Here is an 18,815-nt window from a genome sequence, read left to right as displayed (position 1 = left end):
TTATAAAATTGTTAAAAATAATAATAGGTTTAGGAAATTATGGTAATAAATATATTAATACAAGACATAATATGGGTTCTTTTTGTCTGTTAGAAATGTCAAAAAGATTAAATATTAAATTTAAAAAAAATAAATCTTTGTTAGGATATATAGGTAATTTATTTTTGTATAATAAAAATATCATATTATTTATACCAGATGGTTTTATAAATAATTCCGGCCAATCCATATCATTAATATTAAAATTTTATAAAATTAATTTAAATAATATTTTAATCATTCATGATGAATTAGATTTTTATCCTGGTATAGCAAAATTTAAATATGGCGGGAGCAGTGGTGGCCATAATGGTCTAAAAAATATTATATGTTGTTTACAAAGTCAACAATTTTATCGACTCCGAATTGGCATAGGGAAACCTAATAATAAATTGCAAACTAATATTTTTGTATTAAATAAACCAAAGATAGAAGAACAAAAAAAAATTTTTTACGCTATAAATAAAAGTATTTGCGCGTTAAAAATATTAATACAAACAAACAATTATTGTACAGCAATAAATTTTTTACACGATAAAACACGGATAACATTATGAGTTTAAAATGCGGTATTATTGGTTTACCAAATGTTGGCAAATCTACTTTATTTAATTTATTAACTAATTCTAATGTCGATGCATTAAATTATCCTTTTTGTACTATAAAACCTAATATAAGTATTGTTAAAGTACCTGATTCTAGATTGTTAACTTTATCTAAGTTAGTTAATACAAAAAAAATTATATATACTACTATCACTTTTGTTGATATTGCTGGATTAATACAAGGCGCCCATTTAGGTATTGGTTTAGGTAATAAATTTTTAAGACATATTGCAACAGTTAATGCTATTATACACGTTGTAAAATATTTTTATGATACTAAGATATATAATTTATCTTCTCAAGATCCTATTAAAGATATTGATATTATTCATAATGAATTAATACAATTTGATATAACATTATGTAAAAAATTAATAATACAATTTTTAAAAAATAAACMATCAGTTAAACACAAAGAAATAAATTTATTTCATACTTGTTTAAAGTACCTTGAAAAAAAAATTTTATTAAATAAGATTAATTTTAGTTACGAAGAAAAAAATATTTTGAATCATTATCAAATATTAAGTATTAAACCAATCATGATTGTAGTGAACATTGATTTTAAACAATCAAATAAAAAAAATACTGATATTAAAATTAATCATATTGCTAAAAAATTTTTAACTGTGCCAATATGTGCTAAATTAAAATCTCGCAATACACAAGACACTATCATGCAAAATAATTATTTAAATCAAATTATCCAATCTAGTTTTAATTTATTAAATTTACATAATTTTTACACTGTTAGTAGTAAAGAAGTTAGATCATGGAGTATTAACAAAGGTACTATTGCTCTACATGCAGCAAAAAAAATTCATAGTGATATACAACGTGGTTTTATTAGAGCTAATATTATATCGTATAAAGATTATGTTACTTATAAATGTATTAGCATCATAAAAAAACTCGGGAAAATTAAAATAGAAGGTAAAAAATATGTTATTAATGATGGTGATATAATACATTTTTTATTTAACATATAAAAATTATATTTCTTGCAAAATAATATTAAAATATTGTTTATATATAAAAAATATTTGGTAATTCGTATAATTATTCGTTATTATACATATATATGTTAAATAACTAAATAATAATGCTAAAAATATTTATGTCGCATTATTATGTGAATAATATAAATATGACAAAAGATAAACCTATATTACAACTTATACAAAAAAACGTTACATATAATAAAAATCTCACGACTATTTTTAGTAAAATTTGTTGTTATAAAACAAACACATTATTATTAGAATCAGCAGATATCATTTATAAAAATAATTTAAAAAGTTTATTAATTATTGATAGTAGTATAAGAATATATGCCTATAAAAATATTGTATATATTGATTCTTTTTCACATAATGGCGATGCATTACTATTATTATTAGATAAAAGATTACCGCAAAATATTATTAATTCAAAAACTAGCAATCATAGAATATTAAAATTTCCTAAAAATAATACATTTATAGATGAAGATAAACGTTTAAAAGAACAATCTGTTTTAGATATTTTAAGACTAATTTTACAGTTAGTACATAATCCTCATAAAAATAAATATGCAATATTTTTAGGTGGTTTTTTTTCTTATGACTTAATATATTATTTTGAACATTTACCTAAGACCATTAAACAAATATGTCCAGATTATTGTTTTTATTTGGCAGAAACATTATTAATTGTAAATCATAAAAAAAAAAATACTTACTTACAAAGTGTTGTATATATACCAAATAAAATGGAATATTATAGATTATATAATAGAATTTTAGAATTACATAAACAAATTTCTGTTATAAATAATGATGTTACTAAAAACAAAACAAAGTTATTTAATAAAATACAATATACATGTAACTATGATGATCAAACTTTCTATAAAATCATCATGAATATGAAGCAAAAAATTAAATTCGGAGAAATTTTTCAAGTAGTTCCTTCTAGAAAATTTTATATTAAATGTTATCAACCATTAAAATCATATTCAATATTAAAAGAACTAAATCCTAGCCCTTATATGTTTTTTATGCAAGATAAAGATTTTATATTATTTGGTTCTTCTCCTGAAAGTTCATTAAAATTTACTGCTAGAACTAGAAAAATTGAAATCTATCCTATTGCTGGTACAAGAGCGAGAGGCATTATTAATGGTAGATTAAATTTAGATTTAGATAATCGTATTGAATTAGAAATGCGTACAGATCAAAAAGAATTATCAGAACATTTAATGCTTGTAGATTTGGCTCGTAATGATCTAGCTAAAATATGTATTCCAGGTAGTAGATATATAGCAGATTTAATGAGAGTAGATCGTTATAAATATGTGATGCATTTAGTTTCAAAAGTTATAGGTATTTTACGAAAAGAATTAGATGCACTTCATGCTTATAGAGCATGTATGAATATGGGTACATTAACTGGTGCTCCTAAAATACGTGCTATGGAACTTATTGCACAAATGGAAATAGAATCTAGAGGTACTTATGGAGGTGCTATAGGTTATTTAACAGCAAATGGCGATCTAGATACATGTATTATTATACGTGCTGCGTATATACAAAATAACATTGCTATTATACAAGCAGGAGCAGGAATAGTATTAAATTCACAACCATTATTAGAAATACAAGAAAGTTTTGATAAAGCTAGAGCAGTATTAAATGCAATTAATTATACTTTATAAGTGTGGATAATAAAGATTATGTCAAATATATTTCTTTTAGATAATTTTGATTCTTTTACTTATAATCTAGTAGATCAATTAAGATGTTTAGGACATACAGTTATCATATATAGGAATAATATTAATACAAATATATTATTACAAAAAATTCAGCAAATACAAAATCCTATTCTTATATTATCTCCTGGACCTGGATTACCAGAAAATGCAGGATATATGCCGTATTTATTACAAATTTTAATAGGGAAAATACCTATTATCGGAATATGTTTAGGATATCAAGCACTAATAGAATTATATAATGGAACTATTATGCCATTAAATAATATATTACATGGACAAGCTACACCAATTATACATGATGCAAAACATATGTTCCAAAATATTAAAAATCCTATGTATGTTGCAAGATATCATTCTTTAATAGTAAAAAATATCCCCAAAATTTTTACTATAAATTCTAAATATAAAAATATAATTATGAGTTTTCGTTATGAAAAACATAAAATATGTGGTTATCAATTTCATCCTGAATCGATTTTAACTCCAAAAGGCAATATTTTATTAGAACAAACCATTGTATGGGCAAATAGTTTTTATTTATTATAAATCAAGAAGATATATATGTTTACAATACATAAACTTTTAGAAAAAATATATAATTTACATTATTTATCACAACAAGAAACTTATTATTTATTTTCTTTAATACAACAAAAAAAAATATTACAAAGTCAGTTAATTGCCTTATTAATTGCATTAAAAATAAAAGGTGTTAATATATATGAAATATTAGGAGCAGTTAATGCCATTCATGATACATCTCAAGTAAATTATTCATTACCTAAAAATAGCTATACTATATCGGATATTACTGGTACTGGAGGTGATAATGCAAATACTTTAAATATTTCTACAAGTAGTGCTTTTATTGCAGCTGCTTGTGGTATTAAAGTTGCCAAACATATTAATAAAAACGTATCTAGTTTATCAGGTTCAGCAGATATCGTATCATTTTTAGGATATCCAATACAACARTCTTGTCAAACATCATTTTTATTATTAGAAAAATATAATTTATGTTTTTTATTTGCACAAAAATATTATAGTTTTTTAAATGATTATATGTTAATTAGAAAAGAACTTAATACACATACTATTTTTAATATTATAGGACCATTAATTAATCCATATTATCCTAAAATTATTTTAATAGGTGTTTATCATGTTAATATGTTAGAACCTATGATACATGTTTTAAAAATTTTAAAATATACCAGAGCAGCAGTAGTGCACTGTAAAGGTATGGATGAAATATCATTACATAATAATACAATAGTAATGGAACTCCATAATCAAAATATTACTAATTATATATTAACACCTAAAGATTTTGGTTTACATAATTATATTAATATCCAAGATCTAACAGGTTATTCAATAAAATATAATACTAAGATATTAGTACAATTATTAAAAGGGACATGTAAAAATACAAGTTATATTAATACTGTCGCAGTTAATGTTGCCTTTTTATTAAAATTAAATGGTTATCATAATTTAATTCAAAATACACAATTAGCTTTAGATGTAATCTATTCAGGTCTAGGATTTAAATATATTATAAATCTCATACAACAAGGATATATGCGTAATACATTATGTTTAAAATAGATATCTTGCAACTAATAATTAAAAATAAAATTTCATGGATTATAGAACAACAAAAACATTTATCAATAAATGTTTTAAAAACAAAAGTCCATAAAACGAAACTTAATTTTTATACTAAAACAAATACATATTTATTAAATAAAATATTTATTTTAGAATATAAGAAACATTCACCTACACAAAAAATTATATCGCAAAACGTCCATATTATACATGTAGCAAAAATATATCAGCAATATGCTACTGCTATTTCTGTAGTAACAGATGAAAAATTTTTTTCTGGTAGTTTTAAATATTTAAAACTCATGAGTCAAATAACAAATAAACCTATTTTATGTAAAGATTTTTTTTTAGATCCTTATCAAATATTTTTTGCAAGGTATTATGGTGCAGATATTATACTTCTTATACTTACTATTTTAAGTGACACACAATATATAATATTGCGCAATATTGCTCATCAATTAAATATGAGTGTAATAACAGAAGTTAGTAATAAAATAGAATTTAAACGAGCAATAAATTTAAAAGCTAAAATTATTATGATTAATAATAGAAATTTAAAAAATTTTACTATTAATATTTATAATACAATAAATATATTAAATAATATTAATGTAAACTATAAAACTATTTTAATTAGTGCATCTGGCATTAAACAACATACACAAATACAAAAATTAAATAAATTTGTTCATGGGTATTTAATAGGAACTGCTTTATTATCAAATAAAAATATCTTATTAAATGTTAAAAAAATTATGTTCGGTAATAATAAAATATGTGGTTTAAAAAAAAATTATGATGCATACATATCAAGTCAAGCAGGTAGCATATTTGGCGGTTTAATTTTTACTAAGCAATCTATTAGATATATTAGTTTAGTTCATGCAATAAATATTGTAAATAATACCACTACACTATTATATATAGGTGTGTTTTATAATAATAGTATAACAGATATTATAAAAGTCATTCAAAAAATACCATTATTTGCTATACAATTACATGGTAACGAAGATCAAAATTTTATCAATAATGTAAAAAATAAGATCCCTAAACATATCCAAATTTGGAAAACATATAATATTAACAATACCATACCACAACAAAAATTTTCTCATATAGATTTATTTGTTTATGACTATTATTTACCTGGATCAGGAAAAACATTTAATTGGGATTTATTAAAGCATATAAATAAAAAAAATATCCTTTTAGCTGGAGGCTTAAATATATATAATTGTGTACAAGCAGCACAATTAAAATGTTATGGACTAGATTTTAATTCTGGGGTAGAAAAAACTCCTGGAATAAAAGATATTATAAAAATAAACAATATTTTTCACAAATTACGTAACTGTACATAATATTATTTATTATTCATTTTATAATATATAAAGGGAAATAAATGAATACTTTAACACGATATTTTGGCAAGTTTGGAGGCATGTTTGTCCCACAATTATTAGTACCTGTTTTATTAGAATTAGAACAAGCTTTTATTAATATAAAAAATGATAAATCATTTAATAAACAGTTAAAAAACTTACTAAATAATTATGTCGGTCGACCTAGTCCATTAACAAAATGTCAAAACTTAACAAAAAATACTAATACAACTCTTTATCTTAAAAGAGAAGATTTGTTACATAGTGGGTCACATAAAATAAATCAAGCATTAGGACAAGCTTTACTTGCAAAAAAAATGGGTAAAACAGAAATTATTGCAGAAACTGGTGCCGGACAACATGGTTTAGCAGCTTCTATGGTTGCAACATTATTAGGTTTAAAATGTAAAATTTTTATGGGTAATAAAGATATTAAAAGACAACACGATAACGTCATTAAAATGAAGTTAATGGGCGCAACTATTATTGCTGTACAAAATGATAATGGCACATTAAAAGATGCGTGTAATGAAGCTATACGTTATTGGGCTAGTAATTATACGCATAGTCATTATATGATCGGAACMGCTGCTGGACCACATCCTTACCCAACGATAGTACACGAATTTCAAAGTATTATTAGTAAAGAAGTTAAAAAAGATATTATTTTATTAGAGCAAAAATTACCTGATATAATGATTGCATGTGTTGGTGGGGGTTCTAATGCTATTGGTTTTTTTTCGCATTTTATTAATTATCCAAATATCAAATTAATTGGTGTTGAACCAGGAGGTTTAGGCATACATACTACTAAACATGGTGCTGCTACTATAGCAGGTAAAACAAATATATATTTTGGCATGAAAACAAAAGTTTTACAAAATAAAGATAATCAAATAGCTAATTCATATTCTATTTCAGCAGGTTTGGATTTCCCTGCAGTTGGACCAGAACATGCATATTTATGTGATTCTAAACGTGTGCAATATGTTGCCATTACAGATGATGAAGCCATACAAGCTTTTAAATTATTATGTGTGCAAGAAGGTATTATTCCTGCATTAGAATCTTCTCATGCTTTAGCATATGCTATAAAAATCATAAAACGTGAAAAACATAAAAAACAATTGGTAATAGTTAATCTCTCTGGTAGAGGTGATAAAGATATTAGTTTACTGAATAAATATATAATTTAATAATAGTACAAGGATAATATAATTTTATATGAATAATCGTTATGATATTATGTTTAAACATTTACATAAACAAAAAGCTATTGCATTAATACCCTTTATTACTATAGGAGATCCATCTATATCAATATTTATGAATATTATTGATATTCTTATTTATAATGGTGTAAATGCATTAGAATTAGGCATACCTTGTTTAGATCCTATAGCTGATGGTATAACAATACAACAATCTTATAAAAGAGCATTAAACCTAAAAATCAATATTACACAATGTTTACAAATAATTCAAAATATTAGAAAAAAATACACTAAAATACCCATTGGAATTTTAGTGTACGCACAAACCATATATTCTTATGGTATAGATAATTTTTATCAACAATCTAATATAGTTGGTATTGATTCTATTTTAATAGTAGATATACCAATAGAAGAATATACTATTTATTATCAATATTCTTGTAAATATAATATTTTACCTGTATTAATTTGTCCGCATAATGTTAATAATAGTTTTTGGAATAAAATTCACAATTTTACTTGTGCTTATATTTATGTAACATCACGTTCTGGTGTTACTGGATATAATGTAAATAATAATTTATTAAGTACAAAATCTTTGTGTAAAAAAATATTAAAATATCAAAAATCTTTACCTGTGCAAGGTTTTGGTATTTGTAATGTACAACATATTAAAAATGCCATACAAGATGGTATGTATGGTGTTATTATAGGTTCCTATATTATTGATATAATAAAACATAAAGATAATTTACAATTAATGTTCCATAAATTAACTAATGTTATTTTAGAATTTAAAAAAGCTACGTTTTTTTAAATAAACGTTATATTAAATTTAATATATGAAAATATATTTTTTATTTTATCAAAAATTATTCATATTATTAATATTAATATAAAATAAATAATGTATAAAAATATCGTTATGAAAATTCTTTCATTTAATATTAATGGCATAAGAGCTCATTGGCATCAATTAAAATATATTATTAATATACATAATCCTGATATTATAGGTTTGCAAGAAACTAGAGTAGATAATTTACTTTTCCCAAAAAAAGAATTATTAGAATTAGGTTATAATGTTTATATAAATGGGCAAAAAAAAAATTATGGTGTAGCATTATTAAGTCGTTATAAACCATTAAAAATAAAAAATAATGTTTTAAATAATAATGAACAAAAAAGATTTATTATGATAGAAATTCCTACTATGATAGGTAATATAACAATTATAAATTGTTATTTTCCACAAGGAGATAACCGTAATAATATTATTAAATTTACTCAAAAAATAAATTTTTTTAAAAATTTATATTATTATATTAATAATAGTTTTAATACTACAGATTTTATTATAATAATAGGTGATATAAATGTAAGTATTACTAATCTAGATATTGGTATCAGCATAAAAAATCAAAAAAAATGGTTACAACAAGGTAAATGCTCTTTTTTACCAGAAGAAAGAATGTGTGTACAAAAATTATTAAATTGGGGGTTTTTAGATATATGGCGTGAAATGAATCCAACAATAAATAATAAATTTTCTTGGTTTGATTATAGAAGTAAAGGTTATAATAGTAATATTGGATTAAGAATTGATATAATTTTTATTAGTAAAAAATTAAAAAAATATTATATTAATGCTGATATAGATTATGGTATACGTAATATGAATAGGCCTTCAGATCATGCTCCAATTTGGCTTGATTTGAATATTTTTTAATTATTAATTAACATAATTAGGTGAAAAATGTTTAGCTTATGGAAGCTATTAAAATATTTATTATGCTATATATGGCATATAATTAATTATATTAGAATTATTATAATCAATATGGTGGTTTTTTTTATAATAATTAGTATTAGTATTATTTTATATCATAGATATAAACATTATCATTATTATCATAATGATACTAAAAAAGTTTTGGAAATAAATTTTCAAACAGATTTTTCTGATACTTTACATCATAATAAAAATTTTATTTCTAATTTATTTAATAAATTTATTATACATAAAGATTCTAATGCAATATTACATATTGTAAAAACTATTGCTAAAGCTAAGAATGATAATAAAATTTCTGGTATTATTTTAAAAACTAATGATTTAACAGTTAATAGTATTCCTGCACTACGTTATCTAGGAGCATCATTAGATAATTTTAAAAAATCAGGTAAACAAGTATATGTTATTAGTAATTCTTATACTCAAGAACAATATTATATAGCAAGTTTTGCAAATAAAATAATTCTCAATCCTAATGGATATGTAGATTTACATGGATTTAGTATTAATAATTTATATTATAAGAAACTTTTACAATATTTAAATATTGAATCTAATGTATTTAAAATAGGAGAATATAAATCTGCAGTTGAACCATTTGTTAATCATAAAATGTCTATTAAAAATAAAATTTTTTTTACACAATTAATTAATAATTTATGGAAGAATTTTATACAACAAATTGCCGATAATAGACATACCACAACACAGGATATTTTTTTAAATGATCAAGATTATATTACATCTTTGCAAAATGTACATGGTAATCTAGCATTATATGCTTTACAACATCATTTAGTGGATCAACTACTAACTAATACTACTTTTGAAAATAAAATGATCCAAAAGTTTGGATGGGACAGTACACATACCACATATAATCATATTAACATTTCAGATTATTTTTATCAAACTTATATTCCTAATAAAACACAAAATAATATTGCAGTTATTAATATTAATGACACATTATTATATGAAAATATAAATAATATCTTAGACCAAATACATACTGTATATTTAGATCCRCATTTGAAAGGAGTCATATTAAAAATTAATAGTCCAGGTGGCAGTTTAATGGCATCTCAATTAATTTTTGAGGAATTAAAAACTTTAAAAAAAAGACATAAACCGATTGTAGTTATAATGGACTCCATGGCTGCTTCAGGAGCATATTTAATTTCTACTATTGCTGACTATATTATAAGTGATCCTATGACCTTTACCGGTTCTATTGGTATTTTTAGTATCGTAAATAATTTTCATAAAACTTTAAACACTATTGGCATATATAATGATGGTGTTAGTATTTCTGAAAGATCAAATAGTGTGTTAACACAACCATTATCAGATATACAAAAGAAGATTATACATTTAAATTTAGAAGATGGTTATAAACAATTTATTAATATAATATCTTATTATAGACATAAATCATTAAATAGTGTACAAAAATTAGCTAACGGAATGGTGTTTTTAGGTGTAGAAGCAAAACAATATGGTTTAGTAGATAGTTTAGGTAATTTTGATGATGCTGTGCGTAAAATAGCTCAATTAACACACTTACAAAAAATTAATCTACAGTTAGAATTTGAGAATAATTCATCTATAGATATATTTAGTTTTATGATGCAATTAAATTCACGTTTTTTCTTGCAAAATATTTTATCTTTTTTTATACAAAGTAATTTAGAAAAACAAATTATATCACAGAAATTATTATTCAATAATAATTACATGAATATGAAAAATATATATGCTGTATGTACAATACAGATATATTAATATGATATTTAAAATACAAAATAATTTGTTAGGGGTATAACATGTATATTAGAATAGCTATTAATGGTTTTGGTAGGATTGGACGTGTGTTATTTAGAGCAACACAACAATATTCCAATATTAGAATTATTGCCATTAATGATTTATTAGATATCAATTATATTGCATATATGTTGAAGTATGATTCGACACACGGTACTTTTAACGGTACAATTAATATTATAAAAAATAAATATTTAATAGTTAATGATCATAAAATACATATTTTTGCTGAATCCAATCCTAATAATTTGCCATGGAATAAATTAAATATTGATGTAGTAGTAGAATCTAGTGGAATATTTTTAACTGAAAAATTAGCTTCACAACATATTTATGCTGGAGCTAAAAAAGTAGTAATTACAGCACCACCAAAAGATACTAGTATACCAATGTTTGTGAAAGGAGTAAATTTTCATAAATATAATGGCGAAAAAATAGTTTCTAATGCCTCATGCACAACAAACTGTTTAGCTCCTCTCGCAAAAATTATTCATGATAATTTTATTATTGCAAAAGGATTAATGACAACTGTTCATGCAGTGACATCCACACAAAAAACTGTTGATAGTGCTTCAAAAAAAGATTGGCGTGGTGGTAGAGGCGCCTTACAAAATATTATTCCTTCAAGTACGGGTGCTGCTAAAGCAGTTGGTTTAATTATACCTGAATTAAATGGTAAATTAACTGGTATATCTTTAAGAGTTCCTGTGGCTAATGTTTCTGTAGTAGATTTAACAATACAAACAATTAAAAAAACTACCTTAAATAATATTTATGAAAAAATTAAATATTATGCACAAAATAGTATGAAAAACATTGTTGGTTATACAGAAGATGATGTAGTTTCAAGTGATTTTAATGGTTCTATTCTCACAACTATCTTTGATAAAAAAGCTAGTATAACTATTGATAATAATTTTTTTAAATTAATTGCTTGGTATGATAATGAAACAGGTTATTCTCATAAAGTTATTGATTTAATTACATATATTATATAGTTCAAATAAGTGTTTAAATAAATATATTTGAACATGTTATTAACATTTATTAAACTGATATATACATTTATATCAGTTTAATTACATAAAACACTAATAAATATTTAAATGAACATATTTTATGTAATGCATATCTTTTTTCTTGTATTTCTTATAAAATAGCTTCGTAAAATACTATTTATTATTTAATCCAATTAAATTATAAAATGTAGTAATGGGAGAATTAACAATTGGATTTAAAATCAATTTTTATTTTATTTATTATAGGATGTATATTAATTTTTATCAGTATTGTATTAAGTTCACTTTCTTCTAAAATAGGTATTCCTGTATTATTCATGTTTTTATGTTTAGGAATATTATCAGGTACTTATGGTATCGGAAGAATACAATTTAATAATTATCCTCTTGCGAATATCATTAGTAATCTTTCTTTAGCTATTATTATATTAGATGGCGGCATGAGAACAAAACGTTCTATATTTAAAATAGCTTTATATCCAGCTTTATCATTAGCTACTATTGGAATAATTCTTACGATGTTATATACAGGAATGATAGTTGTAATATTATTTCATTTAAAATTCATAGAAGGTTTGTTAGTAGGTGCAATAATCGCATCTACAGATGCTGCTGCTATTTTTTCTCTATCATCTAGTGTAGGATTAAATGAACGAGTTACTTCTACAGTAGAAATGGAATCTTGTAGTAATGATCCAATGGCTGTATTTCTTACTACAACATTTATACAAATGATTAAAAATAAACAATATAATTTAAATATTATATTATTTATCAAACATTTTTTACAACAATTCATTTTAGGTATCATATTAGGATATATTGCTGCCTGGATATTAAAAAAAATAATTAATCGTATAATATTAGCACATGGATTATATCCATTATTAGTATTAAGTATAGGTATATTTGTTTTTTCATTAACTTTGTTGCTGGATGGTAGTAGTATCTTATCTGTTTATTTGTATGGCTTTATAATAGGTAATAGCAACATTTGTGGTCGTAATAGAATTATACAAACTTTTGATGGTTTAGCATGGTTAAGTCAGATAATTATGTTTATAATTTTAGGATTATTAGTAAATCCTCAAGATTTAATATGTATTGCTATACCATCATTAATATTATCTTTATGCATGATTTTTTTTGTACGACCACTATCTGTATTTATTAGTTTAATGATTTTCCATAGATTTAATTTTGTAGAAAAATGTAGTATTAGTTGGATGGGATTACGTGGTGCTGTACCAATAATATTAGCTGTTTTTCCAATTATGTCTGGAATATCTCATGCGTTGTTATTTTTTAATATCTCATTTTTTATTGTACTTATCTCTTTAATTATTCAAGGATGTACTTTAAATTTATTTGTAATAATAGCAAAAATAACAGTACCAATAATTACAACACCTATACATAGATTGGGCTTTGATATCCAAATGCATAATAAAACACAGCTTGAACAATATATTTATATAATTACATCAGATCAATGGTGTGTGGGGAAAGCCATTAGAGATCTTTATATGCCGCATAACACATTTATAACTATATTATTTCGATATAATGAAATTATAAGACCAACAGGACATACTATATTAAAGAGTAATGATATTATTTGTATTATAGGCCATGAACATAATTTACAAGACTTAGGAAAATTATTTAGTAAATCTATTACAGTATTAAATAATCAAAAATTTTTTGGTGATTTTATTATTGATGCTTCTTCTAATATTAAAGATATAGCAAATATTTATGGTTTACATTTGGATCAGATAATTAATCAAAAACAATCTATTAGTGAATTTTTAACTTGTTTAATGAATAAAATTCCTATTGTGGGAGATAAAATAGAATGGCAAAATATTTTATGGACTATAGCTGAAAAAAAACAAAATAAAATTACCAAAATTGGCATTCGTAACATAAAAAACAATAAATTATAATGAATAATTTATATTATTATTTCACTCAACAAATTTAATAAAATTTTTTTGTACCTTTTCTGCCACCTAATAAATGCATATGTAAATAAAATATTTCTTGTCTACCATGTTGTTTGCAATTAATTACAACACGATATCCATCGCGATTTAAATGTTTTTGTTTTGCTATTTTAGCAGTAACAAACAACATTCTACCTAATATTTTTTCATGTTTCTCTTGTATATCATCTAATGTAGCTATAAATGTTTTTGGTAATATTAAAATATGTGTTGAACTTATTGGATTAATATCATTAAATGCTATAACCATATCATCTTCATAAATAAGATCCATTTGAACTTTTTTAGTTACAATTTTATGAAATATATTACTCATGTTATTTTCTCATGTTTTAATCATTTATGTTGTTTTTTTTAAAAAAACATCCATTTCTGTTTTAAGGTTATCAGACTTTGTCCCAAAAATAGCTTGTATGCCATTACCGGATATTACTATACCTAATGCTCCTAATTTTTTTAATGTTATTTGATCTACTTTATTAATATCTAATACATTTACTCTTAATCGAGTAATACATGCATCTAAATGAATAATATTATGTTGACCTCCAAATGCCATAACTAATTTTTCACCATAATTATTATTATTTAATATAATTTTTGAATTATATGTATCATTTTGTAAACGTCCTGGAGTTGGTAAATTAAATTTATGTATTAAAACTATAAATATTATATAATATAAAAATGCATAACTAATTCCTACTAAAGGAAACAAAAATAATCTATGACCATGACCACTTAAAATAATAAAATCTATTAAACCATGTGAAAAACTAGTACCATTTCTCATATGTAATAAAATACAAAGTGGAAATGATAATCCAGCTAATATAATATGTATTATATATAATAATGGTGTTACATACATAAAAGAAAATTCTATAGGTTCTGTTATACCAGTTAAAAAAGAAGTTAATGCAGCAGATAGCATTAAACTACCGATATGTTTTTTATTTTTTTTATCAGCTGAATGCCATATTGCAATAGCTGCACCGGGCAAACCATACATTTTGAATAAAAAACCACCTGATAATTTACCAGCTGTTGGATCTCCAGCAATATATCTAGCAATATCACCATGATATGTTTGTTGTGTAATAATATCAGTATACGAACCAATTTCCATTTGAAATGGTACATTCCAAATATGATGCAAACCAAAAGGTAATAATATTCTTTCAATAAAACCATATATACTAAAAGCTAATATGGGATTTTGGTACGCTGCCCAATAAGAAAATAATTGTATGCTTTTACCAATAGGTAACCATATAATAGATAATAGTATACCTATAAAAAGTGATGCTATCCCTGAAATAATAGGTACAAAACGTTTACCAGAAAAAAAACCTAAATATTCTACTAATTTAATATTATGAAAACGATTAAACATATAAGCAGCAATTGAACCAGCAATAATACCTCCTAATACACCAGTATTAGTCATATTATTTGGTAATACTGCATTAGTAACTTTAATATGTAATATTATTGGTATAATAATTTCTACAGTTTTAGTTAAAATTCCATAAGATATTACTGCAGCTAATGCAGATACTCCATTATTTTGTGTAAATCCTAATGCTACACCAATAGCAAATATTAATGGCATATTAATAAATATTGTACTACCAGTTTGCTCTAAAAGATCTGAAATAATTGTTGGCATCCAAAAAAAACGTGCTGTGCCAACACCTAATAAAATTCCAGCAATAGGCAAAACAGACACTGGCAACATTAATGATTTACCTATTTTTTGCATATACGCAAACATATTATTAAACATATATTTCCTACATATTTTAAACATGATATAAACATCATGATGTTGTTTGTTTAATTTTATCTAATGATAATAATAATCTAGTTATTATTAACATGTGATTAATATTATCGATCATTAATATTTTACGATAAAACATAATTTTATTAATTATTAATATTATTTTTTTGATAGCAATAATTTTTGTTACTTGATATAAAATATCAGTCTGATCTATATTATAAATAAATTTTATATTAATTTTATAAAATACTTTTATTACATCTATTAAAAAAATATATATCCAATCTAATAATATTAATATATTAACATTATTTAATACTAATAATAATTCCATTATATCATATTTTAAAGCATGTAGAAAAGTAACATATAAACTTTGTCTTTTACTCCATAAATTATTTTGTAATAATTTATGTGCGTTTATAGGAGCATAATGACACATTTTTAATGCTATAAGATATTCATTTTTATGTATTACTGATATTAAATGTTGTGTTGTTAACCAATGTAATCCTATTTTTTCATTAGGAGGATATATTTTCCATACTTGGCAACGGCTAATAATAGTAGGTAACAACGTATTTATATGTTGTGTTTGTATAAAAAACCAAATATTCTTTGGTGGTTCTTCTAAAATTTTTAAAATGCCATTACTTGAAGTTTGATTTAATTCTTCTGCTATAGGTATCCAAATAATTTTACCTTTATCTTTATAAGAATTTTGATATAAAATATTTATTATTTGTCTAATCAGAGTAATACTAATACTAGTTTGATGTTTTTCTTTTTGTATAATATGTATATCAGGATGGTATTTATTATTTAATAATATACAATTAGTACAAATATTACAAATATGATTATCTATTTTAGATAAACAAAATAACCATTGTATAATTTTATAAATTAAAGATATAATACCCATCCCGCTAGGTGTACATAGAATAAATGCATGATGATCATTAGAAGATAATACATTAGTAATGTTCTTATAAATTGTATTTAACCAAGGATACCATGGTATTGTTGATGTTATATTATTCATAAAATAAGATTTTAGTGATCAAAATATAAAAAATTAAACAATGTTTTTTTTACCATATGTTTCACAGATAATAACGTATGATTAGCATTAATTACTTTGATATTATCATTTTGTTGTGCCATTTTTAAATAATATTTTCTCACATTAGTAAAAAATTTAATAGATTCTTTTTCAATTCTATCTTTAGTACGATATTGTATTCTTTGTAAGCTAATAACAGGATTTACATCTAAATAAATAATTATGTGTGGTATAATATTATTATTAATAAAATTTTGTAGAAACAAAATATTATTTATAGATATTCCTCTACCCCCAATTTGATAAGCATAAGAAGACAAGTCATATCTATCTGATATAATCCATGTTTTATTAAAATTTGGTTTAATAATATTATTTAATAATTGTGATCGTGCAGCATATATTAATAATAGTTCTGTTTTTTTTGTAATATATTCATTTTTATTATCTTTAATTATATGACGTATTTTCTCTGCTATATATGTCCCTCCAGGTTCATGAGTAAAAATAATATTATATATATGTATAGTATTTAATAAATATTTTATATAATGACATATAGTACTTTTACCAGATCCATCAATCCCTTCTACTACAATAAATTGATTTATTTTCATATTGTTTTATATATTTTTTTTATAGTTAATGTATGCGCGTGAAAATTTTTATTAAAGATATGTTTGCCTTTTTTATTTGCTACAAAATATAAAAAATCACTTTTTATAGGATGTGCGGCTGCTAATAAAGAATTTTTACTAGGAGTACTAATAGCACTAGGTGGTAGTCCATATATAATATATGTATTATATATGCTTTGTTTTTTTAATAATGTAGGTAATAATTTCATATTTATTTTATTATGTATTCCATATAATATAGTAGAGTCTATCTGTAATTTCATGTGTTTTTTTAATCTATTAGTTAATATAGAAGAAATAATATATTTTTCTTTTGTATTTGCTGTTTCTTTTTCAATAATCGACGCAGCAATGATCATTTCATAAAAATTATGATAGGGCAAATTTTTTTGTCGCGTTGTCCATATTATTTGTACTTCATTATTCATTTTATTAAACATTATTTTTAATAAATTTAAATCTGTAGTATTTTGAGTATAATAATAGGTAGCTGCTGAAAATCTACCTTCTAATGGATAATTATCTGTAATATTTAATTTTTGTCTTACTAAAATTAAATTAGTAGCATTAAAAGTATGCTTAATGTATGGGTTACGATTAAATCTTTTTAAAAAATGTGTTAATGTCTCTCCTTCTATTAACACCATATCATATTGTTGTAGCATTTGTTTACGATGAAATAATGCTAGCATGTTAATAATTTTCATATTAGGTTTTAAATAATAAATATTAGCTTGTATACTTTTAAAATCTGGATGTATTTGTAATAATAAATATAGCCAAAAATTTTTATTAATAATGTTTTGTGTTTGCAAATTACTTAAAACATTATTAATACTTTGTTGTGGAGAAATAATATAAGCTAATTGTTTATGATTTTTTATATTAATATATGTATTAGCTTCTTGATATAATTTGGTTGCACTATATAGTATAGTAATATATACTACGTATAATATTGTTGTAAATATTTTAGTTATATTAATTTTTGACATGACAACAATCTCCATGAATATATAAATATTGTGTATATATATCATTTATATTACAA

At 22.9% G+C, this 18,815-nt stretch carries 17 protein-coding genes; 12 read left to right on the top strand and 5 right to left on the bottom strand.

Annotated features, from left to right (window positions below; translation table 11 throughout):
- The first annotated feature begins 8 nt into the window (after window positions 1-8).
- From pth to GJT87_RS00450, 12 genes are all read left to right on the top strand, one after another.
- On the top strand, window positions 9-596 hold the full coding sequence (gene pth / locus GJT87_RS00505; RefSeq protein WP_168895480.1) for an aminoacyl-tRNA hydrolase: 588 nt from the start codon (window positions 9-11) through the stop codon (window positions 594-596).
- A complete protein-coding gene (ychF, locus tag GJT87_RS00500) occupies window positions 593-1,633 on the top strand; it encodes a redox-regulated ATPase YchF (protein WP_168895479.1) in 1,041 nt (346 codons plus the stop codon). Before pth ends, ychF begins: the two co-directional genes overlap by 4 nt.
- Window positions 1,634-1,791: 158 nt before the next feature.
- A complete protein-coding gene (locus GJT87_RS00495) occupies window positions 1,792-3,339 on the top strand; it encodes an anthranilate synthase component 1 (protein WP_168895478.1) in 1,548 nt (515 codons plus the stop codon).
- An 18-nt stretch (window positions 3,340-3,357) separates the two neighbouring features.
- Window positions 3,358-3,948, top strand: a complete 591-nt coding sequence (locus GJT87_RS00490; protein ID WP_168895477.1) for a glutamine amidotransferase-related protein — start codon at window positions 3,358-3,360, stop codon at window positions 3,946-3,948.
- A 15-nt stretch (window positions 3,949-3,963) separates the two neighbouring features.
- The gene (gene trpD / locus GJT87_RS00485; RefSeq protein WP_168895476.1) at window positions 3,964-5,013 is read left to right on the top strand and encodes an anthranilate phosphoribosyltransferase; all 1,050 of its coding nucleotides are present in this window, start codon (window positions 3,964-3,966) and stop codon (window positions 5,011-5,013) included.
- Window positions 5,001-6,383, top strand: coding sequence for a bifunctional indole-3-glycerol-phosphate synthase TrpC/phosphoribosylanthranilate isomerase TrpF (gene trpCF / locus GJT87_RS00480; protein WP_168895475.1), 1,383 nt, complete (start codon window positions 5,001-5,003; stop codon window positions 6,381-6,383). The genes trpD and trpCF overlap by 13 nt, the downstream gene beginning before the upstream one ends.
- Before the next feature lie 41 nt (window positions 6,384-6,424).
- Window positions 6,425-7,600, top strand: coding sequence for a tryptophan synthase subunit beta (trpB, locus tag GJT87_RS00475; protein WP_168895474.1), 1,176 nt, complete (start codon window positions 6,425-6,427; stop codon window positions 7,598-7,600).
- A 28-nt stretch (window positions 7,601-7,628) separates the two neighbouring features.
- Complete coding sequence (trpA, locus tag GJT87_RS00470; RefSeq protein ID WP_168895473.1) at window positions 7,629-8,438, top strand: tryptophan synthase subunit alpha; 810 nt, start codon at window positions 7,629-7,631, stop codon at window positions 8,436-8,438.
- Window positions 8,439-8,546: 108 nt separating this feature from the next.
- Complete coding sequence (gene xthA, locus GJT87_RS00465) at window positions 8,547-9,350, top strand: exodeoxyribonuclease III (RefSeq protein ID WP_168895782.1); 804 nt, start codon at window positions 8,547-8,549, stop codon at window positions 9,348-9,350.
- Between the two features lie 27 nt (window positions 9,351-9,377).
- Entirely contained in the window at window positions 9,378-11,201 is a 1,824-nt protein-coding gene (gene sppA / locus GJT87_RS00460; protein WP_281350646.1) for a signal peptide peptidase SppA, read from the top strand.
- Between the two features lie 41 nt (window positions 11,202-11,242).
- On the top strand, window positions 11,243-12,241 hold the full coding sequence (gene gap, locus GJT87_RS00455; RefSeq protein WP_168895471.1) for a type I glyceraldehyde-3-phosphate dehydrogenase: 999 nt from the start codon (window positions 11,243-11,245) through the stop codon (window positions 12,239-12,241).
- A 230-nt stretch (window positions 12,242-12,471) separates the two neighbouring features.
- Entirely contained in the window at window positions 12,472-14,211 is a 1,740-nt protein-coding gene (locus GJT87_RS00450; RefSeq protein WP_168895470.1) for a potassium/proton antiporter, read from the top strand.
- 34 nt (window positions 14,212-14,245) lie between these two features.
- On the opposite strand, the gene GJT87_RS00445 is transcribed toward GJT87_RS00450, so the two are convergent.
- From GJT87_RS00445 to mltG, 5 genes are read right to left on the bottom strand one after another with little or no spacing between them, the layout of a single operon-like run.
- Window positions 14,246-14,587 carry a histidine triad nucleotide-binding protein gene (locus GJT87_RS00445; RefSeq protein WP_168895469.1) on the bottom strand — a complete coding sequence of 114 codons (342 nt, stop codon included), beginning with the start codon at window positions 14,585-14,587 and terminating at the stop codon, window positions 14,246-14,248.
- Window positions 14,588-14,611: 24 nt separating this feature from the next.
- Window positions 14,612-16,060 (bottom strand): PTS glucose transporter subunit IIBC, encoded by a 1,449-nt coding sequence (gene ptsG, locus GJT87_RS00440; RefSeq protein WP_168895468.1) that lies wholly within the window; start codon window positions 16,058-16,060, stop codon window positions 14,612-14,614.
- A gap of 34 nt (window positions 16,061-16,094) precedes the next feature.
- On the bottom strand, window positions 16,095-17,105 hold the full coding sequence (locus GJT87_RS00435) for a DNA polymerase III subunit delta' C-terminal domain-containing protein (RefSeq protein ID WP_168895467.1): 1,011 nt from the start codon (window positions 17,103-17,105) through the stop codon (window positions 16,095-16,097).
- 11 nt (window positions 17,106-17,116) lie between these two features.
- Entirely contained in the window at window positions 17,117-17,743 is a 627-nt protein-coding gene (tmk, locus tag GJT87_RS00430; RefSeq protein WP_168895466.1) for a dTMP kinase, read from the bottom strand.
- Complete coding sequence (gene mltG, locus GJT87_RS00425; RefSeq protein ID WP_168895465.1) at window positions 17,740-18,759, bottom strand: endolytic transglycosylase MltG; 1,020 nt, start codon at window positions 18,757-18,759, stop codon at window positions 17,740-17,742. The genes tmk and mltG overlap by 4 nt, the downstream gene beginning before the upstream one ends.
- Between the last annotated feature and the right edge of the window lie 56 nt (window positions 18,760-18,815).

It is taken from the genome of Enterobacteriaceae endosymbiont of Macroplea mutica (assembly GCF_012571345.1).
In the GTDB taxonomy this organism is placed as follows: Bacteria; Pseudomonadota; Gammaproteobacteria; order Enterobacterales; family Enterobacteriaceae.
Note: the sequence above shows the minus strand (reverse complement) of the source record. Positions and strands in the feature narration are given on the sequence as shown.